Annotated in this window: 16 protein-coding genes and 1 pseudogene; 12 read left to right on the forward strand and 5 right to left on the reverse strand. The window is 70.9% G+C overall.

The features are described 5' to 3' along the window. Positions 1-8 precede the first annotated feature (8 nt). The 8 genes and pseudogenes from OHT77_RS28870 to OHT77_RS28905 form a co-directional block, all read left to right on the forward strand. Positions 9-603 (forward strand): annotated as a pseudogene (locus tag OHT77_RS28870) (5-deoxy-glucuronate isomerase); the annotation flags it as partial. After that, positions 600-2486: a 3D-(3,5/4)-trihydroxycyclohexane-1,2-dione acylhydrolase (decyclizing) gene (gene iolD / locus OHT77_RS28875; RefSeq protein ID WP_328831339.1), complete on the forward strand. Its 1887-nt coding sequence runs from the start codon at positions 600-602 to the stop codon at positions 2484-2486. The pseudogene OHT77_RS28870 and the gene iolD, both read left to right, overlap by 4 nt. Positions 2487-2500: 14 nt before the next feature. After that, positions 2501-4003 (forward strand): CoA-acylating methylmalonate-semialdehyde dehydrogenase, encoded by a 1503-nt coding sequence (gene mmsA / locus OHT77_RS28880; protein WP_328831340.1) that lies wholly within the window; start codon positions 2501-2503, stop codon positions 4001-4003. Positions 4004-4201: 198 nt separating this feature from the next. Next, positions 4202-5617 carry an APC family permease gene (locus OHT77_RS28885; RefSeq protein ID WP_328831342.1) on the forward strand — a complete coding sequence of 472 codons (1416 nt, stop codon included), beginning with the start codon at positions 4202-4204 and terminating at the stop codon, positions 5615-5617. Between the two features lie 220 nt (positions 5618-5837). Further along, the gene (locus OHT77_RS28890) at positions 5838-8642 is read left to right on the forward strand and encodes an alpha/beta fold hydrolase (RefSeq protein ID WP_328831343.1); all 2805 of its coding nucleotides are present in this window, start codon (positions 5838-5840) and stop codon (positions 8640-8642) included. After that, positions 8639-9502 carry an ABC transporter permease gene (locus OHT77_RS28895; protein WP_266768833.1) on the forward strand — a complete coding sequence of 288 codons (864 nt, stop codon included), beginning with the start codon at positions 8639-8641 and terminating at the stop codon, positions 9500-9502. The genes OHT77_RS28890 and OHT77_RS28895 overlap by 4 nt, the downstream gene beginning before the upstream one ends. 147 nt (positions 9503-9649) lie before the next feature. Continuing rightward, on the forward strand, positions 9650-11227 hold the full coding sequence (locus tag OHT77_RS28900; RefSeq protein WP_328831344.1) for a vWA domain-containing protein: 1578 nt from the start codon (positions 9650-9652) through the stop codon (positions 11225-11227). Between the two features lie 96 nt (positions 11228-11323). After that, positions 11324-13261: an AMP-dependent synthetase/ligase gene (locus tag OHT77_RS28905; RefSeq protein ID WP_328831345.1), complete on the forward strand. Its 1938-nt coding sequence runs from the start codon at positions 11324-11326 to the stop codon at positions 13259-13261. Positions 13262-13335: 74 nt separating this feature from the next. On the opposite strand, the gene OHT77_RS28910 is transcribed toward OHT77_RS28905, so the two are convergent. Both OHT77_RS28910 and OHT77_RS28915 read right to left on the reverse strand, forming a co-directional pair. Then, positions 13336-13746 carry a rodlin gene (locus tag OHT77_RS28910; protein WP_266768829.1) on the reverse strand — a complete coding sequence of 137 codons (411 nt, stop codon included), beginning with the start codon at positions 13744-13746 and terminating at the stop codon, positions 13336-13338. A gap of 246 nt (positions 13747-13992) precedes the next feature. Further along, positions 13993-14406 carry a rodlin gene (locus OHT77_RS28915; RefSeq protein ID WP_200711929.1) on the reverse strand — a complete coding sequence of 138 codons (414 nt, stop codon included), beginning with the start codon at positions 14404-14406 and terminating at the stop codon, positions 13993-13995. Positions 14407-14597: 191 nt separating this feature from the next. Here OHT77_RS28915 and OHT77_RS28920 point away from each other — a divergent pair, with 191 nt between their 5' ends. From OHT77_RS28920 to OHT77_RS28930, 3 genes are all read left to right on the forward strand, one after another. Next, complete coding sequence (locus OHT77_RS28920) at positions 14598-15014, forward strand: rodlin (protein WP_328831346.1); 417 nt, start codon at positions 14598-14600, stop codon at positions 15012-15014. Positions 15015-15262: 248 nt separating this feature from the next. Beyond that, positions 15263-15490, forward strand: coding sequence for a chaplin ChpD (chpD, locus tag OHT77_RS28925; protein WP_026178071.1), 228 nt, complete (start codon positions 15263-15265; stop codon positions 15488-15490). Positions 15491-15591: 101 nt separating this feature from the next. Next, on the forward strand, positions 15592-16722 hold the full coding sequence (locus tag OHT77_RS28930) for a chaplin (protein ID WP_328831348.1): 1131 nt from the start codon (positions 15592-15594) through the stop codon (positions 16720-16722). 52 nt (positions 16723-16774) lie between these two features. On the opposite strand, the gene OHT77_RS28935 is transcribed toward OHT77_RS28930, so the two are convergent. Both OHT77_RS28935 and OHT77_RS28940 read right to left on the reverse strand, forming a co-directional pair. Next, positions 16775-18031 carry an NAD(P)-binding domain-containing protein gene (locus OHT77_RS28935; RefSeq protein ID WP_328831349.1) on the reverse strand — a complete coding sequence of 419 codons (1257 nt, stop codon included), beginning with the start codon at positions 18029-18031 and terminating at the stop codon, positions 16775-16777. Next, positions 18031-19341, reverse strand: coding sequence for a carboxylate--amine ligase (locus tag OHT77_RS28940; RefSeq protein ID WP_328831350.1), 1311 nt, complete (start codon positions 19339-19341; stop codon positions 18031-18033). Before OHT77_RS28940 ends, OHT77_RS28935 begins: the two co-directional genes overlap by 1 nt. A gap of 153 nt (positions 19342-19494) precedes the next feature. On the opposite strand from OHT77_RS28940, the gene OHT77_RS28945 reads away from it, so the two are divergent. After that, on the forward strand, positions 19495-20820 hold the full coding sequence (locus OHT77_RS28945; protein WP_328831352.1) for a glycoside hydrolase family 26 protein: 1326 nt from the start codon (positions 19495-19497) through the stop codon (positions 20818-20820). A 22-nt stretch (positions 20821-20842) separates the two neighbouring features. Here the strand turns inward: OHT77_RS28945 and OHT77_RS28950 are convergent, their stop codons facing one another. Beyond that, on the reverse strand, positions 20843-21937 hold the full coding sequence (locus OHT77_RS28950; protein WP_443048147.1) for a GNAT family N-acetyltransferase: 1095 nt from the start codon (positions 21935-21937) through the stop codon (positions 20843-20845). Positions 21938-21940: the final 3 nt, after the last annotated feature.

Raw genomic sequence — 21940 nt, forward strand, 5'->3', positions numbered from 1 at the left:
GCCGCGTCATGACGGCCGTCGAGCCGGAGCCGGGCGGGACACGCCACTTCACCACCGGTGACAGCGAGTGGACCGTGCTTCCGCTCGGCGGTGGATGTACCGTGCGAATTGCGGACGAAGAGTTCCAACTCCTGGGCAGGGAAAGCGTGTTCGCCGGAGTCACCGACTTCGCGTACGTCCCCCGAGACGCCCAGGTCAAGATCGCCTCCGGCGCGGGAGGCCGCTTCGCCCTGGCAGGAGCGAAGTGCGAGCGACGACTCCCCGCTCGCTACGGCCCCGCGCCGGAGGTTCCGGTGGAACGACGCGGCGACGGCACCAGCCCGCGCCCCCACGCCCGAACAGGCTCGCGCGGGGGAGTCCCCGCCTTCGGACGTCGAACAACGCGCGGGCGAGGAGGCCGAGTTGGAGGAGATCCACTGCTTCGGGATCGACGGCCCGAACGGTTTCGGCCATCAGTGCGTATTCCCCTCCCGTGAGGGCGGAGCAGATGCCCTCGCGGAGGTCCGCTCCGGCGACGCCGTGCCCGTGCCCGACGACCGGCACGGCCCGGCGGGGGAATGGCGGATCTGCTTCCACCCCGAGCACACGGAGGGTTACCGATGACCTCGACGACGAGGCTCACGGTCGCGCAGGCGCTGGTGCGGTTCCTGGCCGCCCAGTTCACCGAGCGGGACGGCACCCGGCAGCGGCTGATCGGCGCGACCTGGGGCATCTTCGGCCACGGCAACGTGGCCGGGCTCGGCCAGGCCCTCATCGAGTACGCCGATGAGATGCCGTACCACCAGGGCCGCAACGAACAGTCCATGGTCCACGCGGCAGTTGGCTACGCACGACAGTCGAACCGCCTCGCCGCACACGCCGTCACGACGTCCATCGGCCCCGGCGCCACCAACCTCGTCACCGGCGCCGCCCTCGCGACCGTCAACCACCTCCCGGTCCTGCTCCTCCCCGGTGACACCTTCGCCGGCCGCCCCGCCGACCCGGTGCTCCAGCAGCTCGAAGTCCCGTACGCGGGCGATGTGTCGGTGAACGACTGCCTGCGCCCGGTGTCGAAGTACTTCGACCGGATCACCCGGCCGGAAGCGCTCGTCCCCGCCGCCCTGAACGCCATGCGCGTGCTCGCCGACCCGGTCGAGACCGGAGCCGTGACGCTCGCTCTCCCGCAGGACGTTCAGGCCGAGGCGTACGACTGGCCGGACGAGTTCTTCGCCGAACGCACCTGGCAGGTAAGGCGACCGGCCGCCGACCCGGCCGAACTCGCCGCCGCGGTAAGGGCGGTTCGCGAGGCCAGGAGGCCGCTGATCGTCGCGGGCGGCGGAGTCCACCACAGCCGGGCGGAGGCGGCCCTCGCGGAGTTCGCCGCCGCCACCGGCATCCCGGTCGCCTCCACGCAGGCCGGCAAGGGCTCCCTGAACCACGACCACCCGCAGGACGTCGGCGGCATCGGCCACACCGGCACCGCCACCGCCGACGAACTCGCCCGCCTGGCCGACCTGGTGATCGGCATCGGCACCCGCTACACCGACTTCACCACCGCCTCCGGCACCCTCTTCGAACGCCCCGGCGTCCGCTTCCTCAACCTCAACATCGGTGCCCACGACGGCCACAAGCTCGCCGGACAGCCGCTGATCGCCGACGCGCGCAGCGGACTGGCCGCGCTGGCAGGGGAGTTGGGCCAGGGCGCGTACCGGGTCACCGACTCGTACATCGCCGAGTACCGCGAGGACAAGGAGCGTTGGGAACAGCGCGTCGACGCCTGCTACGAGGCGGAGGAGCCCGACGTACGCCCGACACAGCCCCAGGTCCTGGGCGCGCTGGACGAGATCGTCGACGCCACCGACATCCTGGTCAACGCGGCCGGATCGCTCCCCGGGGATCTGCACAAGCTCTGGCGGACGCGGTCGTTCGACCAGTACCACCTGGAGTACGGCTACTCCTGCATGGGCTACGAGATCCCGGCCGCGATCGGCGTGAAGCTGGCCGCTCCGGACCGGCCGGTGTGGGCGCTGGTCGGCGACGGCACGTATCTGATGATGCCGACGGAGATCGTGACCGCCGTACAGGAAGGCATCGCGATCAAGGTGGTGCTGATACAGAACCACGGGTACGCCTCGATAGGCGGCCTGTCGGAGTCGGTGGGCGGCGAGCGGTTCGGCACGGCGTACCGCCACCGTTCGCCTGCGGACGGGTCCTACACCGGGGCCCCGCTGCCCGTCGACCTCGCCGCCAACGCGGCCAGTCTCGGCATGCGGGTGCTGCGCGCGAAGACCGTCAGCGACCTGCGCGAAGCGCTCGCCGAGGCGCGGGCCGCCGACACTCCCACATGTGTCTACGTGGAGACCGAAACCGCAGACACAGTGTCGGGCGCGCCTCCCGCGCAGGCCTGGTGGGATGTACCTGTGGCCGCGACCGCGACCCGATCGTCCGCGGTCAAGGCACGTGAGCTGTACGAACGGCACGTCTCCACCCGACGCCGCCATCTGTGAAGGAGCAACTGGGCATGACGAAGATCGTCAACCACTGGATCGGCGGCAAGACCGTCGAAGGCGCCTCGGGCAACTACGGGCCGGTCACCGACCCGGCGACCGGCGCGGTCACCACCAAGGTCGCCTTCGCGGCCGTCGACGAGGTCGACGCGGCCGTCGCCGCCGCCAAGGACGCCTACGCGACCTGGGGCACCTCGTCCCTCGCCAAGCGCACCACGATCCTCTTCAAGTTCCGCGCGCTGCTCGACGCCAACCGCGACGCGATCGCCGAGCTGATCACCGCCGAGCACGGCAAGGTGCACAGCGACGCGCTGGGCGAGGTCGCGCGCGGCCTGGAGATCGTCGACCTGGCGTGCGGGATCACCGTGCAGCTGAAGGGCGAGCTGTCGACCGAGGTCGCCGGCCGCGTCGACGTCTCCTCGATCCGCCAGCCGCTGGGCGTCGTCGCGGGCATCACGCCGTTCAACTTCCCGGCCATGGTGCCGATGTGGATGTTCCCGATCGCCATCGCGACCGGCAACACCTTCGTCCTCAAGCCGTCCGAGAAGGACCCGTCGGCGTCCCTGAAGATCGCCGAGCTCCTCGCGGAGGCCGGCCTGCCCGACGGCGTCTTCAACGTCGTCAACGGCGACAAGGTGGCCGTGGACCGCCTCCTGGAGCACCCGGACGTCAAGGCCGTCTCCTTCGTCGGCTCGACCCCGATCGCCCGCTACATCCACACCACGGCCGCCGCGAACCACAAGCGCGTCCAGGCCCTGGGCGGCGCCAAGAACCACATGCTGGTCCTCCCGGACGCCGACCTCGACGCGGCGGCGGACGCGGCCGTGAGCGCGGCCTACGGCTCGGCGGGCGAGCGCTGCATGGCCATCTCGGCCGTCGTCGCGGTCGGTTCGATCGGCGACGAGCTGGTCGCGAAGATCCGCGAGCGCGCCGAGAAGATCAAGATCGGCCCCGGCAACGACCCGACCTCCGAGATGGGCCCGCTCATCACGAAGGTCCACCGCGACAAGGTGGCGTCCTACGTCACCGGCGCGGCGGCCGAGGGCGCGGAGGTCGTCCTCGACGGCACCGGCTACACGGTCGAGGGCTTCGAGGACGGCCACTGGATCGGCATCTCCCTGCTCGACAAGGTGCCGACCACCGCGAAGGCGTACCAGGACGAGATCTTCGGCCCGGTCCTGTGTGTCCTGCGCGTCGACACGTACGACGAGGGCGTGGCGCTGATCAACAGCTCCCCGTTCGGCAACGGCACCGCGATCTTCACCCGCGACGGCGGCGCCGCCCGCCGCTTCCAGCTGGAGATCGAGGCCGGCATGGTCGGCGTCAACGTCCCGATCCCCGTCCCGGTGGGCTACCACTCGTTCGGCGGCTGGAAGGACTCCCTCTTCGGGGACCACCACATCTACGGCAACGACGGCACGCACTTCTACACCCGCGGCAAGGTCGTCACCACCCGCTGGCCGGACCCGGCCGACGGCCCCTCCGGCGTGGACCTCGGCTTCCCGCGCAACCACTGAAAAACCCCGAAAGGGGCCGTCCGCATCGCGGACGGCCCCTTTTTTTCGCCTACGACGGCTGCGGTTCCCGTACCGAGCCGAACCGGGACCGGTACTGCGTCCAGGTGCCGAACAGGGCACTCAAACCGCTCTGGATCAACGAATTCCGTAGGTGAACACCCATTGACGTGATGGTTTCCGTCAATGTTCCATCAGCGCGTGACCGACACCCTCTCCACTGCCGGGGCCGCCGTTTCCGAGGCGACGTCGGACAGCCCCCAGAGCCAGAGCAAGAACCCGCAGCAGCTGAAGCGTTCCATCGGCATCGTCGGCGGCACCCTTCTCACGCTGTCCTGCGTGACACCGGCGTCCACGCTCTTCGTGGTCGTCCCCGACCTGTTCGGCTCGCTCGGCACCGCGACCGCCCTCACGATCGCGATCGGCTCGGTCCTCTGCATCGCCGTCGCGTTCTGCTACTCGGAGCTGGGCACCCTCATCCCCAGCGCGGGCGGCGAGTACGCGATGGTGTCGACACTGGCGGGCCGCCTCGCGGGCTGGCTGGTCTTCGTCCTCTCACTCCTGGTCGTGATGATCGTCCCGCCGGTGATAGCGATGGGCACGGCGGACTACCTGGCCCCGATCGCCCACCTGAACCCGTCCATGACCGGCGCCGGAGTGATGCTCCTGGCCACGCTGGCAGGCCTGTTGGACCTGCGCGCCAACGCGTGGATCACGGGCATCTTCCTGGTCCTGGAGGTCATAGCGGCCGGAGTCGTGGCGCTCCTCGGCTTCACCCACAGCCAGCGGGGCATCGGCAGCCTCACCTCGATGCAGGTCGCGGGCCCGCACGGTCACACGGACACGGTGACGGCGATGCTGGTGGTCTCGGGGCTGGCCATCGCCCTGTTCGTCACGCAGGGCTTCTCGACGGCGGTCTACCTCTCCGAGGAGCTGGAGAACCCGCGCCGCAACGTGGCCCGCACGGTCCTCGCCACCCTCGCGATCTCGACGGTGATCATCCTGGTCCCGGTCGTGGCGATCACGATGGGAGCGTCGGACCTCTCGACCCTGACCGGCGGCGACATCAGCACCATGGTGACGGCGTGGTCCAACTCCGCGGTCGGCACCTTCGTCAGCCTCTGCGTGGCCCTCGCGATCATCAACGCCGGCATCGTCATGGTCATCCAGAACTCCCGAGTCCTCTTCGCCTCCTCCCGCGACAAGGCCTGGCCCCAGCCGGTCAACACCCTCTTCTCCAAGTTGGGCCGCTTCGGCTCCCCTTGGGTGGCCACCCTCGCCGTCGGCATCCCGGGCGCGATCCTCTGCTTCGTCAACCTGGACACCCTGTACGGCGTGACAGGCGTCTCGGTGACCGGCATGTACCTGCTGGTCGCGGTAGCGGCCCTCCTCTCCCGCCGAGGCCACCACCGCCACACCCACGCCTGGCGCATGCCCCTCTGGCCCGCCATGCCGATCCTCCTGATAGCGGTCCTGGCCTACATCCTGACCCAACAGGAAACGACCTACCTCCTCTGGACAGGCGGCATAGTCACGGCGGCAACCCTCTACTGGGCCCTGTACCTGCGCCCCCGCAAGGAAACCCGCTGGCTGATCTCCCTCCCCGAGGAAAACTAGGCCCCCGAGGAGGACTAGGCCTCCGAGCGGGCCTAAGCCCCGAAGGGGCAAGGCCCGAAGGGGCGCGGGGAACTGCGCGACCAGCCCCAACGAGCCCGCACCCGGCAACGCACACAGGCCCCCCACCCCAGAGCCCGTACTCCCAGCGCGGTACACAGCCATCCCCGGCTCACCCCAGGGTCTCCCCCAACTGTCAGAGACGCCCCGTACCGTTGAACGCATGGATCTTCGACTGCCCGGGCTGCAAGGCCTACGACGACTGAAACACCCCCGGCGCTGGCTGGCAGCCACCGCCGCGGTCGTCGTACTGGCCGCCGCAGGCACCTGGACGGCCGCGGCCTCCGACACGAAGCCCCCGGTCCACCGGACGGACCGGACGATGGCGATCGACGGGGTAGAACTCGACACCTCGTACTTCACGACAGGCGGATCGACGCGCCGCCCGGCCGTCCTCCTTGCGCACGGCTTCGGCGGCAGCAAGGAAGACGTACGAAAAGAAGCCGAGGACCTGGCCGGCGACGGCTACGCGGTACTGACCTGGTCGGCCCGCGGCTTCGGCAAATCCACCGGCAAGATCGGCCTGAACGACCCGTCGGGCGAGGTCAAGGACGTATCGAAGCTGATCGACTGGCTGGCGAAGCAGCCGGACGTGGAACTCGACAAACCGGGCGACCCGCGCGTGGGGATGGCGGGAGGTTCCTACGGAGGCGCGATCTCCCTCCTGGCCGCCGGTTACGACGACCGGGTCGACGCGATCGCCCCGGCGATCACGTACTGGAACCTCGCGGACGCCCTGTTCCCGAACGACGTCTTCAAGAAGCTCTGGGCCGGCATCTTCATCAACTCCGGCGGCGGCTGCGCCAAGTTCGAGCCCACGCTGTGCCAGATGTACGACCGCGTCGCCGAGTCCGGCAAGCCGGACGCCCAGGCCCGCGCACTCCTGGAGGCCCGCTCCCCGTCGGCCGTCGCGACGCGCATCAACGTGCCGACCCTCCTGCTCCAGGGCCAGACGGACTCCCTCTTCCCGCTCGGCCAGGCCGACGCGGCGGAGAAGGCGATCCGTGCGAACGGCGCCCCCGTGGACGTCGACTGGATCGCCGGCGGCCATGACGGCGGCGACATGGAGACCGGCCGCGTCCAGGCACGCGTGACGTCCTGGTTCGACCGGTATCTGAAGGACGACAAGAACACCGACACCGGGCCCGCGTTCCGCGTCACCCGCACCGGAGGCGTCGATTCCACGGACGGCGCCGCCCTGCTGCGCGGCGCGAGCGGCAGCGCCTACCCGGGCCTGGAGAGCGACCCGCGCGCGTTCGCCCTGACCGGCCGTCGCGAGCAGTCCTTCGCCAACCCGGCCGGCGCCAGCCCGCCCGCGATCTCGGCCCTGCCGGGCCTGGGCAGCACCGGCGGCCTGTCCCAGCTCTCCTCCCTGGGCATCGGCGTCTCCCTCGACTTCCCCGGCCAGTACGCCGCGTTCGACTCGGCCCCCCTCACCACCGGCCTCCGCGTCACCGGCTCGCCCACGGTCACCGTCCATGTGAAGTCGACGAGCGACGACGCCGTCCTCTTCGGCAAGGTCTACGACGTGGGCCCGAGCGGCACCCAACAGGTGCTCCCCTCCCAGCTGGTGACCCCCCTCAGGGTCGAGGGCGCCAAGTCCGGCAAGGACGTCACGATCACCCTCCCGGTCATCGACTACGACGTCCAGAGCGGCCACCACCTGCGCCTGGTCCTCGCCTCGACGGACCTCGGATACGCCTCACCGGCGGCCCCGGCGACGTACACCGTCACCCTGAAGAGCGACCTCAAGGTGCCGACGGCCCCCGGTGTCACCACCGCTGCGGCGACCCTCCCGTCCTGGGTGTGGTGGCTCCCGCTCGCGGGCGTGGCCATCGCGCTGGCCCTGCTGCTGACCGGCCGCCGACGCACCGCCACGGCACCCCCCGCCCCCGAACTGGCCGAAGTCCCGCTCCAGATCACCGACTTGAGCAAGCGCTACGCCAAGTCGGCGGACCGGTACGCGGTGCGGGACCTGTCCTTCCGCGTCGAGAAGGGCCAGGTGCTCGGCCTCCTGGGTCCGAACGGCGCGGGCAAGACGACCACCCTGCGCATGCTGATGGGCCTGATCAAGCCGGACGCCGGTGAGATCAGGGTCTTCGGCCACGCGATCCGCCCGGGCGCCCCCGTCCTCTCCCGGGTCGGCGCGTTCGTCGAGGGCGCGGGCTTCCTCCCGCACCTCTCCGGCCGCGAGAACCTGGAGCTGTACTGGCAGGCGACCGGACGCCCGCCCGAGGACGCCCACCTGGAGGAGGCCCTGGAGATCGCGGGCCTCGGCGACGCACTCGCCCGCGCGGTCCGCACCTACTCCCAGGGCATGCGCCAGCGCCTCGCCATCGCCCAGGCCATGCTCGGCCTCCCCGACCTCCTCATCCTCGACGAACCGACCAACGGCCTCGACCCGCCGCAGATCCGGGAGATGCGCGAGGTGATGATCCGCTACGCGGCGGCGGGCCGCACGGTCATCGTCTCCAGCCACCTCCTCGCCGAGGTCGAACAGTCCTGCACCCACCTCGTGGTCATGGACCGCGGCCGTCTCGTCCAGACGGGCCCGGTCGCCGAGATCATCGGCGCGGAGGACACCCTCCTGGTAGGCCTCGCAACAGACATCCCGGAGCCCTTGGTGGAGAAAGTGGCGGCCCTGCCCGGGGTCGAGTCGGCCATACGAACAGAGGGCGCCCTCCTGGTACGCCTGTCGGCAGCGCCCCAAAGGGGCGCGGGGCTGCATCCATCAGCGGCTCCGCCGCAGAGCGCGCCCAGCCACGACGGCGCAGCAGACGAACAACTACAAGCCGCCGCACACTCGGGCACCCTCGCAAACGCCACCCGCGCAACCGACGGCACTGAAACACTCACCGCCGCCCGCCTCCTCGTAGAGCTGGTCCGCCTGGAGGTCCCGGTCTCCTCCCTCGGCCCGCACCGCCGGCTCGAAGACGCCTTCCTCACCCTGATCGGAGGTTCCGCATGAGCACGCTCGCCGAGCCCGTAGAGGTGGCCTCCGGCTACCGGGCGGGCCGCACCCTGCCCCTGAGGGTCGAGCTGGTCCGGCAGTTGAAGCGGCGCCGCACGCTGATCATGGGCGGCATCCTCGCCGCGCTGCCCTTCATCCTGGTCGCGGCCTTCGCGATCGGCGGCACCCCGGGCGAGCGCGGCTCCCAGGTGACCCTGATGGACACGGCCACCGCGTCCGGCGCCAACTTCGCCGCGGTGAACCTGTTCGTGTCGGCGGGCTTCCTCCTGGTCGTCCCGGTCGCCCTGTTCTGCGGGGACACGGTCGCCTCGGAGGCCAGCTGGTCCTCCCTGCGCTATCTGCTCGCGGCACCAGTACCGAGAGCCCGCCTCCTCTGGTCCAAGCTGGTCGTCGGTCTGACCCTCAGCCTGGCCGCGATGATCCTGCTCCCGGTCGTCGCCCTCGCCGTCGGCACCGCCGCCTACGGCTGGGGCCCGCTGGAGCTGCCCACCGGCGGCGCGATCGGCGCGGGCACGGCGGCCCAGCGCCTGCTGGTGGTCGTGGCGTTCATCTTCGTGTCCCAACTGGTCACCGCGGGGCTCGCGTTCTGGCTCTCGACCAAGACCGACGCCCCGCTCGGCGCGGTCGGCGGCGCGGTCGGCCTGACCATCGTGGGCAACGTCCTGGACGCCGTCACCGCCCTCGGCCACTGGCGCGACTTCCTGCCCGCGCACTGGCAGTTCGCCTGGGCGGACGCCGTGCAACCCCACCCCGAGTGGTCCGGCATGATCCAGGGCACGGCGGTCTCCGTTACGTACGCCATCGTGCTGTTTGCCCTGGCCTTCCGGGGTTTCGCCCGCAAGGACATCGTGTCCTAGGTCACCGGAGGATCTCCCACCGGTCTCGAAGGCCCTTGATCGCGACCCCTTCGAGACGCTTCCGCAACTCCCCGTAGCGCACATTCCCGCCCCCTCCGCCGTCACAGTCGCAGAAGCCGACGTCAACGGACCGAGGGGGCACGGGAGATGGAGACCGACCGCACACGACCCGGGCAGGAGTACGCCCACCACCGCACCCGGAAACCCCGGCGCCTGCGCGCCACCCTGCTCGCCCTCACCGCGGCGGGCGGCCTGCTCCTCACCGCCTGCGGCGCGGGCGGCGGCAGCGACTCCAACACCTCGAACGCGACGGACCGCACCGGTTTCCCCGCCCCGGCTCCCGCCGTCACCTCCGGCGGCGACGACGGCAGCGAGCAGGACGGCGAACAGACCGGCACCCCCGACGACAAGATCGCCCCGCCCCCCGACTACCTCTCCACCTTCGCCCTCGACGTCGACACCGCCTCCTACGGCTACGCCCGCCGCGCCCTCGCCGAGGGCCGACGCCCCGACCCGTCGACGATCCGTCCCGAGGAGTTCGTCAACAGCTTCCGCCAGGACTACGACCGCCCCGACGGCAACGGCTTCACGGTCACCGTCGACGGCGCCCGCACCGACCAGAGCGACTGGTCCCTGGTCCGCGTGGGCCTCGCCACCCGCACCGCCGACTCCGCCGCCGAACGCCCGCCCGCCGCCCTGACGTTCGTCATCGACGTCTCCGGCTCCATGAGCGAGACGGGCCGCCTGGACCTCGCCAAGAAGTCCCTCGACGAGATGACGGACCGCCTCCACGACGACGACTCCGTCGCACTCGTCACCTTCAGCGACGAGGCCGAGACCGTCCTCCCGATGACCCGCCTCGGCGGCCACCGAGGCCAAGTCCACGACGCCGTCGACGAGTTGGAGACCCAGTCCGCCACCAACCTCGGCGCCGGCGTCGAGACCGGTTACGCCACCGCCACCGAGGGCCTCCGCAAGGGCGCCACCAACCGCGTCGTCCTCATCTCCGACGGACTCGCCAACACCGGTGACACCAACGCCGATTCGATCCTCGACCGCATCGCGCACGAACGTCGCGACCACGGCATCACCCTCTTCGGGGTCGGCGTCGGCAGCGACTACGGCGACGCCCTCATGGAGAAACTCGCCGACAAGGGCGACGGCCACACCGCCTACGTCGCCAACGACGCCGACGCCCACAAGGTCTTCGTCGACCAGCTCCCGCAGAACATCGACCTCACCGCCCGCGACGCCAAGGCCCAGGTCGCCTTCGACCCCGAGACGGTCGCGCAGTTCCGTCTCATCGGCTACGAGGACCGCAAGGTCGCCGACGACGACTTCCGCAACGACAAGGTCGACGGCGGCGAGATCGGCCCCGGCCACACCGTCACCGCCCTCTACGCCGTCCGCACGAGGCCCGGCGCCGACGGCCACCTCGCCACCGCGAGCGTCCGCTGGCTCGACCCGGACACCCGCGCCCCGCACGAGGAATCGGGCCAACTGGAGACCGACGCCCTGCACGGCTCCCTGAACAGTGCCCCGGCCACCCTCCAAGTCACCGCCGTCGCCGCCTACTTCGCCGACACCCTCCGCTCCACCGAGCTGCCCGGCAACCCCGGCCTCGGCGAACTCGCCTCCCGAGCGCACACGTTGGCGAAGGAGACGGAGGACAAGGACGTACGACAGCTCGCCGAAGCGATCGACGAGGCACGCCGAACGGACTGAACCCACCGGAACCGCACAGACCCCATTGACCTTCCCCTACTTGCGAGTAAGTTGACGCCCCAGCCACCGTCTCACCGTCGACCGGGAGCAGTCGTCATGGGCGTACGCAAGGACCTGAAGCGGGCGCGGCAACGCACCGACCTGGCGGCCCGCACCCGGGTCGAACTCACCAGGGACGAGCGGGGCGTCGTACGGGAGGCGAGCACACCGCCGCTCGCCCCGCGCCCGACGACCGGCAGCACCGCCGATCTCCCGTTCACCAACGCGGCAGAGGCCCCCGACACGGTGGTCCTCCGCCGCGAACGGCACGGCACCTGGCACCCCGTCACCGCGACCGCCTTCGCCCGCGAAGTCACCGCCACGGCAAAGGGGTTGATCGCAGCGGGCCTCGAACCGGGCGGCCGGGTCGCGGTCATGTCCCGCACCCGCTACGAGTGGACGGTCCTCGACTTCGCCGTCTGGGCGGCCGGCGGCCAGACGGTACCGATCTACGCGACCTCCTCCGCCGAGCAGGTGGAGTGGATCGTCCGGGACTCGGGCACCCGCTTCGTCGTCACGGAGACCCCCGGGAACACCGACACGGTCGCCACCGCCACGGCCCGCCACCCCCAACCCCCGCGCGTCTGGGAGCTGGACGCCGGAGCCATGGCCGAACTCGCGGCCCTGGGTGAGGAGTTGCCGGACGACGAGATCACCAAGCGCCGCGCCTCCCTCACCCCGGACACGATCGCGACGATCTGCTACACCTCCGGCACCACCGGACGCCCCAAGGGCTGCGTCCTCACCCACGCCAACCTGCACGCCGAGGCCGCCAACCTGGTCGAGCTGCTGCACCCCCTCTTCACGGAGGTCACCGGCCAGGTCGCCTCGACACTCCTCTTCCTCCCGCTCGCGCACATCATGGGCCGCACCCTCCAGATCTCCTGTCTGATGGCGCGCATCGAGGTCGGCCACTGCCCGAGCATCAAGCCCGACGAACTCCGCCCGGCGCTGAAGGAGTTCAGGCCCACGTTCCTCGTCGGCGTCCCGTACCTCTTCGAGAAGATCCACGCCACCGGCCGCGCCACCGCCGAGAAGCTGGGCCGCGCCGCGTCCTTCGACCGCGCCGACCGCGTCGCGGTCCGCTTCGGCGCGGCCTACCTCGACAAGTTCCTCGGCACCGGCAAGGGCCCCGGCCCCGCCCTCTACGCCGCGTGGGCCCTCTACGACCTGCTGGTGTACCGCCGTATCCGCAAGGAACTCGGCGGCCGCATGCGGTACGCCATCAGCGGCGGCTCCCCGCTCGACCGCGACCTCAACCTCTTCTTCTCGGCCGCCGGAATCATCGTCTACGAGGGCTACGGCCTCACCGAGACGACCGCCGCAGCCACCGTCGTCCCGCCCCTGCGCCCCCGCCCCGGCACGGTCGGCCTCCCGGTCCCCGGCACCGCGATCCGCATCGCCGACGACGGCGAGGTGCTCATCAAGGGCGGGGTGGTCTTCGGCGCCTACTGGAACAACCCGGCGGCCACCGACGCCGTACTGCAGGACGACTGGTTCGCGACCGGTGACCTGGGCGCGCTCGACGAGGACGGCTATCTCACCATCACCGGCCGCAAGAAGGACATCCTCGTCACCAACGGCGGCAAGAACGTCTCCCCGGCCGTCCTGGAGGACCGCCTGCGCAGCCGCGCCCCGGTCGGCCAGGTCCTGGTCGTCGGCGACAACCGCCCGTACGTCGCCGCCCTGATCACCCTCGACCCCGAGGCACTCGCCCACTGGCTGGCGGTGCGCGGGCTTCCCGCCGACACCCCGCTCGCCGGCCTCGTCGAGGACCCCCGCCTGCGCGCCGACGTCCAGAAGGCCGTCGACCACGCCAACCAGGCCGTCTCCCGCGCCGAGTCCATCCGCGCCTTCGCCCTGATCGAGGGCGAGTTCACCGAGGACAACGGCCTGCTCACCCCGTCCCTCAAACTCAAGCGGAATGTGGTGACGGCGGCCTACGCGGAGGACATCGAGGCCCTCTACGCGCGGCCCAAGTCGCAGCGGCCGTAGCGGAGTCGGTGCCACGACACGGAAGAGCGGGCCGCCGATGTGCTCGGCGGCCCGCTCCTGTGGTGCTGGTGGGGTCAGCTGCCCACGGCGCCGTTGCCCGACAGGACCGGGATGTTGTCCAGGATGTGCGACAGCGGCTCGTCGCCCTTGGCCTGGGTGGAGTTCTCGGTGCACTGCTGGTTCTGCGGGGCCGAGAGGATCGGCACGTCCTGCAGAACGGTGACCGGCACGAGGCCGACCAGCGAGGCGGCGTTGACCTTGGCGGGCAGGCCGACACAGGGCTTGTTCAGGGTGCCCTGGACGAGGGAGAGCTGGGGGCTCATGTCGCCCTTGGTCTCCTGGTTGCCGTACTTCTGCTCGGCGCCGTTGCCCTGGGTGGTGGTGACACCGTCGTCGTTGCCGATCGCCATCGCCGGGGTGGCGACGGCAGCCGAGACACCGGCGATGGAGGCGGCAACAGCCGCGGTCGCCCACAGCTTCTTCATGTTCAATCCCTTTCGGAGGACGGACTCCCGTTGCGGAGCCGCGCGATGATCAACTGGGTGCCCGCCGGTTTGGTTGCGGCGTTTGCACCGAATGGAGCAATAAGTCGGCTTACCTGCAGGCGAGTTGGCTCGCTCCGGGGCGGGATGCTCGACGGGGGCCGGCGCCTGCTGGGGAAGGCAAGGATTCTGAAGGACAAACCAACGGGCCGCCGAGAGTTCGACGGCCCGCTGTGAACGTCCGCGAGGTCAGCTGCCCGCGGAGCCGTTGCCCGAGAGCACCGGGATGTTGTCCAGGATGTGCGACAGGGGCTCGTCGCCCTTCGCCTGGGTGGAGTTCTCGGTGCACTGCTGGTTCTGCGGCGCGGAGAGGATCGGCACGTCCTGCGCGACGGTGACCGGCACGAGGCCGACCAGCGAGGCCAGGTTCGCCTTGGCGGGCAGGCCGATGCAGGGCTTGTTCAGCGAACCCTGGATGAGCGCCATCTGCGGGCTCATGTTGCCGTACGTGGCCTGGTTGCCGTAGACCTGCTCGGCGCCGTTGCCGTTCGTCGTGGTGACGCCGTTGTCGTTACCGATCGCCATCGCCGGGGCGGCGACGGCAGCCGAGGCTCCGACGACGGAAGCGGCGACAGCCGCAGCAGCCATAACCTTCTTGATCACTTGCGTGGTCCCTTCTGGAGTAACCCCGTCCACCGGAGCGACCTGAACAACTGGCGCCGGGCCGCATGGTTGCTCCGATTCACTCCAATGGCTCAGATGAATCCAACCGGGTGAAGCCACGCAACCAATCCGGCCCGCCCCTGTTGATGGGGGAGCAGGAATTGTGTCTCTGCCAGGAAAGGACCGCAGAAATGCTCAAGAAGGCAATGGCTGCGACGGCTGTCGCGGCTTCCGTCGTCGGCGTCTCGGCGACGGCCGCCCCGCAGGCGCTGGCCATCGGCAACGACAACGGCGTCACCACGGTCAACGGGAACGGTGCCGAGCAGGCCTTTGGCAACGCCAAGACGGCCGGCAACATGAGCCCCCAGCTGTCGCTCGCCCAGGGCACCCTGAACAAGCTCTGCCTCGGGGTGCCGGTCAAGGCCAACGCGGCCTCGCTCGTGGGCGTGCTGGTGCCGGTCACCGTCCTGCAGGACGTGCCCGTCCTGTCGGCCCCGCAGAACCAGCAGTGCGCCGAGAACTCCACCCAGGCCAAGGGTGACGAGCCGCTGTCGCACCTCGCCGACAACATCCCGGTGCTGTCGGGCAACGGCGCCATCGGCAGCTGACGACCGTACGCCTGAGAGTGACCCGGGCGGCCCGCCGGATTTTCCGTGCGGGTCGCCCGGACCGCTGAATAAAGCTGTCTTCCCTTGAAGAGAACCGTTTCTGCTCTGCTGCGTCCATCTTGTCAATTCGGTGCGGACGATCGAGTGAATTGTCAGGTGACACGCGTTCTTGAGTTTCTTCCTGCGTCTATCCCTCGTTTTACAGGCTGCAGGTCATGGTGGGCATGACCGCAGAGAAGGGAACGTTCATGAAGAAGAGCGCTGCTGTTGTCGCTGGTGCGATCATGGCTCTCGGTATGGCCGCCCCGGCCTTCGCCGACGCCGGTGCCGAGGGTGCCGCCATCGGTTCGCCGGGTGTCCTCTCGGGCAACGTGGTCCAGGTTCCCGTGCACATCCCCGTCAACGTGTGCGGCAACTCGATCGACGTGATCGGCCTGCTGAACCCGGCGTTCGGCAACACGTGCGTCAACGACTGACGACGTAGCACCCCAGCCGTTCCGGCTGTCTCATGGCCGGCCTTGGACAGTTTCCGCTTCCAAGGCCGGCTTTTCCCACTTCAAGCAGGAAGACAACGAGATTGCGACAGACCCTGGGTAAGGGAATGGTCGCGGCGGCCGCCGCGACAAGCATTCTGTCCCTGTGCGGCAGCCCCGCCGTGGCCGACACGTACGCCGGCGGCGCTGCTACGGATTCGCCGGGCGTCCTGTCCGGCAACAGCGTCAAGGTCCCGGTCGACGTACCGGTCAACGCCTGTGGCAACACCGCCGACGGGGTGTCCGGGCTGAACCCGACGTTCGGCAACTCCTGCGCCGGCGACAAGGACCACCGGCACAGCGAGCACGCCTCCCACACCGGCCGGCACCGGTCGCCCGCTCAGTCCTACGTCGACTCCTACGTCGACTCCGACGACGACTCGGGCTACGGCACCGGAGACGACTCGGGGTACGGCTCCGGGGATGACTCCGGGTACGGGTACGGGGATCACACGGGGTACGGCTCCGGAGATCACTCGGGGTACGGGTACGGGGACCACACCGGCTACGGCCACGGTCACCACGCGGGTCACGGCCACGGGGACCACTCGGGCTACGGCACCCCGGACGACTGCGAGGAGACGCCGCCTCCCACGGGCGGACACCACACGCCTCCTCCGCACCACACGCCTCCTCCGCACCACACACCTCCGCCCACGGGCGGACACCACCACACGCCCCCTCCCGGCGGTGGGCACCACCACACCCCGCCTCCCGGCGGTGGGCACCACCACACCCCGCCTCCCGGCGGTGGGCACCACCACACCCCGCCTCCCGGCGGCGGGCACCACCACACCCCGCCTCCCGGCGGTGGGCACCACCACACCCCGCCTCCCGGCGGCGGGCACCACCACACCCCGCCTCCCGGCGGTGGGCACCACCACACCCCGCCCCCCGGTGGTGGGCACCACACGCCCCCTCCCGGCGGTGGGCACCACACGCCGCCTCCGAGCGGTGGGCACCACACCCCGCCTCCCGGTGGTGGCGAGCACACCCCGCCTCCTCCCGCGGGCGGGCAGCACACGCCTCCGCCCTCCGGTGGGGAGCACACCCCGCCGCCCGTTCTGGCGCACACCGGCAGCGAGGCCATGCTGGCCAGTTCGGCCGTGAGTGCGGCGCTGATCGCGGGTGGCACGATCCTCTACCGACGAGGCCGAGCCGCGTCCCGTAGGTGATGCACGCGGGGTGCCGGACGTCTCCGCCCGGCACACCCGCACCGCCCGTGCCTCAGCGCCGGGCGAGGTTCGGAGTGCCCCGTCGTCCCGGGGCCGGGATCATGCCCGTGCGCGGCTCCGAGTGCAGCCGGCGCCGGACCCCCCGCACCAGCGCGCCCGCCGTGAACGTGGCGCCGTGCACGAAGCGCATCGCCGGGCCGAAGCCCGCGGCCGTCACCAGACCCGCCATGAAGAGCCCTGGGTGCGAGGACTCGAAGTCCCGGCCCACTTCGGGGGAACCGTCGCCCACCGTGGCCAGGGAGCCCCTCAACTCGCTGGAGAGCAGCCCGAGTCGGCCGGTCGTGGCCTTGAACCCCGTTGCGGCGATGACGTGTTCGGTGTCCAGGGTGCGGGTCCCGCCCTCCCGGCTCACCGTCTCCAGGCGCACCCCGCCCGGCACCACGTCGGCCGCCGCGACCTCGTGGCCCAGCAGCACCTCCACCGCCGGTTCGACCCGGTCCCGTACCCACCAGGCGCCCGCGGGGCCGAGTGCCGTAGCGGCGATCCTGGCCCGGGTCGACTCCGGGAGGCGGTGGAAGAGGCCGGGGCGTTCCGAGTAGAACCAGTTGCGCCAGCCGCAGCCCAGGCCGCTGTGCGGGGAGCGGGCCGACTGCCACCACGGGCGCTCCCAGGCGGGCGGCACGTCGTTCCAGAACAGTTCGTCGGCACGCGCCAACACCCGTACCCGCGTGCCCTGTTCGGCGAGCAGCGCGGCCGTCTCCAGTGCCGCCTGGCCCCCGCCGATCACCGTGACGTCCTTGCCGCGGAACTCGTCCAGCGCGCTGTGGTGGCTGCTGTGCGAGACGAGGGTGCGGCCCAACCCCCCTAGCGCGGACGGGATTTCGACGAACGGCATGACGCCGACCGCGAGCGCGACGGTACGGGCGTGCAGCACCGTGCCGTCGTCGGTGATCGCCTCGAAGCCGCCCGGCACCGGCGCGATGCGCTCCACCGTGCGCTCGTCGACCTCGGGCACGGCGTTGCGCGCGAACCACAGGCCGTAGTCGGCGAACATCTCGACCGGGATCGGCTCGCCGTGCCGGGAGGTCACGCCCTGGCCCGCGCAGTACACGTCGAGCGGCCAACGGCCTTCAGGGTCGGAGAGGTTGGAGGCCCAGGGCTCGGACTTGAGGAACATGCCGCGGGGCATGTGGTCGCGCCAGGACGCCATCGGCCGGCCGAAGACGCGCAGGTTCAGCCCGGCGGCCGCGGCGTGGGACGCGATGGACAGGCCGTAGGGGCCCGCGCCCACCACCAGCAGGTCGTACATCAGCAGCTGCTCGCTTTCTCGTCATCGCTCAACTCGGTCACCTTGGTCAACTCGGCTGCTTCCACAGGCCTGTTGACGAGGCTCTCGCTCGCCTGCCGTACCACCCGGGCCTCGGTCGGACGTGCCGCCGGAGCCGTCCCGCCCAGCCGCCCGCGCACCTTGCGCAGCACGTGCAGGGCCCACAGTCCCCACATCGCCCGGCCGGGTCCCGGGTCGTCCGGCGCGTGCCAGGCCAGCTCGCTGCCGCCGAGGGTCGGGCGCAGTGCGCTGAGCGGGGCGTAGTTCTCGACGACGAACGTCCGGCCCGGGCGCGGTGACCCGTCCGGCAGGGGACGGTGGGTCAGGTCCAGGTGCAGGGCGCGGACGACGTCCAGGCCCGCGGTGTCGGCGAAGAGCCGGAACTGGGCGCCGGGCCGCGGGTTGAAGTCGAGCAGGTGGTAGCGGCCGGTCGAGCCGCAGCGGCGGAAGTCCAGGTCGAGGATGCCCCGGTAGCCGAGCGAGGCGGTGAGCCGTTCGGCGAGCGCCTGCACCTGCGGGTTGGGCGTCCAGCGGCCCACCGCCGTCAGGCCCGCGCCGCGCGGCCAGGCGCGCTGCTTGCGGCCGGTGCCGCCGCCGCGCACGGCGCCTGACCGGTCGGCGTACCCGTGGAAGAACCAGTCGCGGTCGTGTCCGGACGGCAGGAACGTCTGCAGCAGCAGTCTGCTGCCCGCCTCCTCGGCGCGCAGAAACAGCTCGCGCGCCTCCTGCGCGCTGTGCACGACCACCGTGCTGCGCAGCCCGGTCCCGGCCGGCACCAGCCAGGGCCGGCTCCACTTCGCGACCACCGGCAGCCCCAGTTGCCACGCGGCACTCGCCGCCTGCGCCGGGCTCTCCGGGATCAGCGTCACCGGGTGCGGGATGTCCGCGTCCGCGCACACGGCGGCCAGTTCGGCCTTGTCCGCGACCCGTTCGGGCAGCGCGCCGGGCTGATGCGGCAGCAGATACGAGGGCGTCAGCTCGTCCCGCAGCCGGCCGACCGCGACGGCGCTCGCGTCGTCCATCGGGATCAGCACGGCGGGACGCGCGATCCCCGCGGCCACCCGGCGCAGCGTCCCGGCGATCTCGGCGGGCGACGCGCCGGCCGGCGGCGGGGGATGCATCCGGCAGACAAAGCGGGAGCTGCGCACGGGACTTGCGGCGGAGTCGGCGACCACGTGCACCTCCACTCCCGCCCGGCCCAGTGAACGCACGGCCCCCAGCGTGCCGTGGTGAAAGGGATTCCGGTCGATCCGCAAAAGAACTGCGGGGACACGGGTGTCAAGCAGCGACACGGACTGTTTCCTTCGGTTCGTTTCACCCGTGCGGGCGATAGGGGAACTCGGAAGCCGTAACGGCGGTGGCGTAATTCATATTCATATGACTGAGTGTCAGTAGAAGAAAAAGAAGAGTCGGAACGGAATGCGAGAGTGGAGAGAGGAGCAGACATGGCCCCACAGCAGCGACGGTCCCGGACCGCCCGACTGGCCTTCATCGCGGCTACGGTCGCCGCGTCGGCGGCCTTCGCGTCGGGTCCCGGGTTCGCGGCGGGAGCGGAGGTGGCGCGGGCCACCGATCCGCCTGCTCCCGTGACCACCACCCCCACGACTTCGGCCGTCGTAGAACCGGCGAAGACCCCCGAGGCCACCAAGACCCCCGAGGTCACCAAGGCGCCCGAGGCCACCAGGACCCCCGCGCCCAAGGACGCCCCCGCGTTCGGGGCCTTCCTCGACTCCGGGGCGCGCGGGGTGGCCCGGATGGCCGCGCTCAGCGCGTGGCTGGGCGGGGCCGAGCTGCGCGTCGGCCACACCTACCTGCCCGGGAACCAGTGGAGCGACATCGAGGGCGCCCCGGGTCTCCTCGACGTGTGGGCGGACTGGCGGACCGAGAAGTCCGACCGGATGCTCGTGCTCAACGTGCCGATGCAGGAGCGCAACGAGGACGGCGTCTCCGACTTCGAGGTGCGGCGGCTGCTCCAGCAGGGCGCGGCCGGCGAGTTCGATCAGCACTTCAAGGCCCTCGCCCGGCGGCTGGTCGACCTGAAGGTGCCGGACACGGTGATCGTGCTCGGCTGGGAGATGAACGGCACCACGTACACCTCTCGCTGCGGGCCGGACCCGGAGGCCTGGAAGAAGTACTGGAACAGGATCGTCACCACGATGCGCTCGGTGCCGGGCCAGAAATTCCGGTTCGACTTCACTCCGAGCCGCGGCCGGGACGCCGTGCCCTGGACGGAGTGCTATCCGGGGGACGACACGGTCGACATCGTCGGAATGGATTCGTACGACCAGCCTTCCGGGCTGACGTTCGACGAGCAGGTGAAAGAGCCCTACGGACTTCAGGCACACGTGGACTTCGCGAAATCCCACGGCAAGCCGATTTCCTATCCTGAATGGGGACTCTTCCGAAACGGGGACAACGCGGAGTACATGAAGCGGATGCTCGCCTGGATGGACGAGCACAAACCGCTGTACAACACGGTGACCGACTACTGCCCGCACGGTGTGTGGCAGTGCTCGCAGAACCCGAAGTCGTCCAAGGTCTACCGTTCGGTGCTGTTCGGCCGCACCGAGGACCCGACCACGACACCGACCGCGCCCACGACCCCCACGACGCCGACGACTCCGGTCACCCCGGAGCCGACCAAGCCCGTCACCCCGCCGACCCCGACGCACCCGGCCAACTGCTCGCCGGTCGAGCTGGGCGACTGGGTGGAGTACTGGCTCGGCGGGAAGCTGTGCGTGAAGTTCGACTGGTGGCAGCGCAACCGCTGAACCGGAGGTGGCGGCGGGCCGCTCACGGTCCGTCGCCACCGCGTTCCTTCCACTTCCGCACCAGCACCTTGCCCCGCCGGCGCGCGGCGACATCGCAGACGACCGCCCCCATCAGCGGCGCCGTCCGCCGCCGGGCCAGCAACAGCCGCTGGTTGACGACCGGTTCGGGCCGCCAGTGGTGCTTGTACGGCTCGTCCCCGCGCAGCAGGCTCAGTGTGCGCGGCTCGTCGGCGCCGGTGTGCTCGGCACACGCGTCGAGCAGCATCACCGCGACATCCGCCTTCCGCTCCCGCAGCCGCGGATGCGCGCCGTAGAGATAACCCCCCGCGAGCCGCCGCGACAACAGCGTCAGATCCACGGCGACCACGTCCTCGTCGAGCCGGAACTCGGTGACGACGGCGTCGCCGGAGCGGACCATCGGCCCGACCGAGCGGACCAGGTGCTCGCAGAACCGGGTCTGGAGGTGCTCGGTCGTCACCTTCCGTCCCTGCCACTGGAGTTGGTGCAGCTCCAGCAGCCGCCGCAGCGCTCCGTCCACGTCGTCCGGCTGTACGACGTGCCGCTCGACGCCGAGCGCGGTGAGCTTGCGGAGTTTGGCGCGGACGCGCTGGGCCTTGGAGGAGGGGAGACGGGCGACCAGGTCGGCCATCGGCACCGCGGGCAGCTCCAGGCAGAGCGAGTCGTGGACGCGGCGGCGCGGGCCGCGCCAGCGGTCGTAGACGCGCTCGACCGCGCCGCCCGGGCGTACCTCGCGGAAGTCGATCAGCGCGGTGCGGGCGGCGGACGCGAGGCCCTCGGTGAGCGCGGCGACGGCCGGGTCGCCGTGCTCGTCGTCCAGCAGGATGTCGCCGTAGTCGGAGATCGCGCCGCCGAGCGGGACCAGGGAGGGGACCGGGCTCCGGACGAGCATCAGGGGTGCTGCGGCGACGAGTTCGCGGCCGTCGCGGACAACGAGCAGGCGCAGGCGGCCCGTTCGGCCGTAGGACAGCCACCAGGAGTGCAGCCAGGCGTGGGACTGGAACGGGGTCGCCGCGCCGGACCTCTGGTACAACCGGCCCCAGGCCGGGGCCAGTTCGGCGAACTGCTGGGCGTCGGTGACGAGTTCGGTCGAGTACACCGG

The sequence above is a fragment of the Streptomyces sp. NBC_00252 genome (genome assembly GCF_036187565.1).
GTDB lineage: Bacteria > Actinomycetota > Actinomycetes > Streptomycetales > Streptomycetaceae > Streptomyces.

What these genes read in the sequence shown, in the direction of transcription:
- mmsA (WP_328831340.1), top strand. Translation starts at nt 2,501, where the DNA reads ATGACGAAGATCGTCAACCACTGGATCGGCGGCAAGACCGTCGAAGGC.
- OHT77_RS28935 (WP_328831349.1), bottom strand. Translation starts at nt 18,031, where the DNA reads ATGTACGACCTGCTGGTGGTGGGCGCGGGCCCCTACGGCCTGTCCATC.
- OHT77_RS28910 (WP_266768829.1), bottom strand. Translation starts at nt 13,746, where the DNA reads ATGAAGAAGCTGTGGGCGACCGCGGCTGTTGCCGCCTCCATCGCCGGT.
- OHT77_RS28905 (WP_328831345.1), top strand. Translation starts at nt 11,324, where the DNA reads ATGGGCGTACGCAAGGACCTGAAGCGGGCGCGGCAACGCACCGACCTG.
- OHT77_RS28890 (WP_328831343.1), top strand. Translation starts at nt 5,838, where the DNA reads ATGGATCTTCGACTGCCCGGGCTGCAAGGCCTACGACGACTGAAACAC.
- OHT77_RS28900 (WP_328831344.1), top strand. Translation starts at nt 9,650, where the DNA reads ATGGAGACCGACCGCACACGACCCGGGCAGGAGTACGCCCACCACCGC.
- OHT77_RS28945 (WP_328831352.1), top strand. Translation starts at nt 19,495, where the DNA reads ATGGCCCCACAGCAGCGACGGTCCCGGACCGCCCGACTGGCCTTCATC.
- OHT77_RS28895 (WP_266768833.1), top strand. Translation starts at nt 8,639, where the DNA reads ATGAGCACGCTCGCCGAGCCCGTAGAGGTGGCCTCCGGCTACCGGGCG.
- chpD (WP_026178071.1), top strand. Translation starts at nt 15,263, where the DNA reads ATGAAGAAGAGCGCTGCTGTTGTCGCTGGTGCGATCATGGCTCTCGGT.
- OHT77_RS28920 (WP_328831346.1), top strand. Translation starts at nt 14,598, where the DNA reads ATGCTCAAGAAGGCAATGGCTGCGACGGCTGTCGCGGCTTCCGTCGTC.
- iolD (WP_328831339.1), top strand. Translation starts at nt 600, where the DNA reads ATGACCTCGACGACGAGGCTCACGGTCGCGCAGGCGCTGGTGCGGTTC.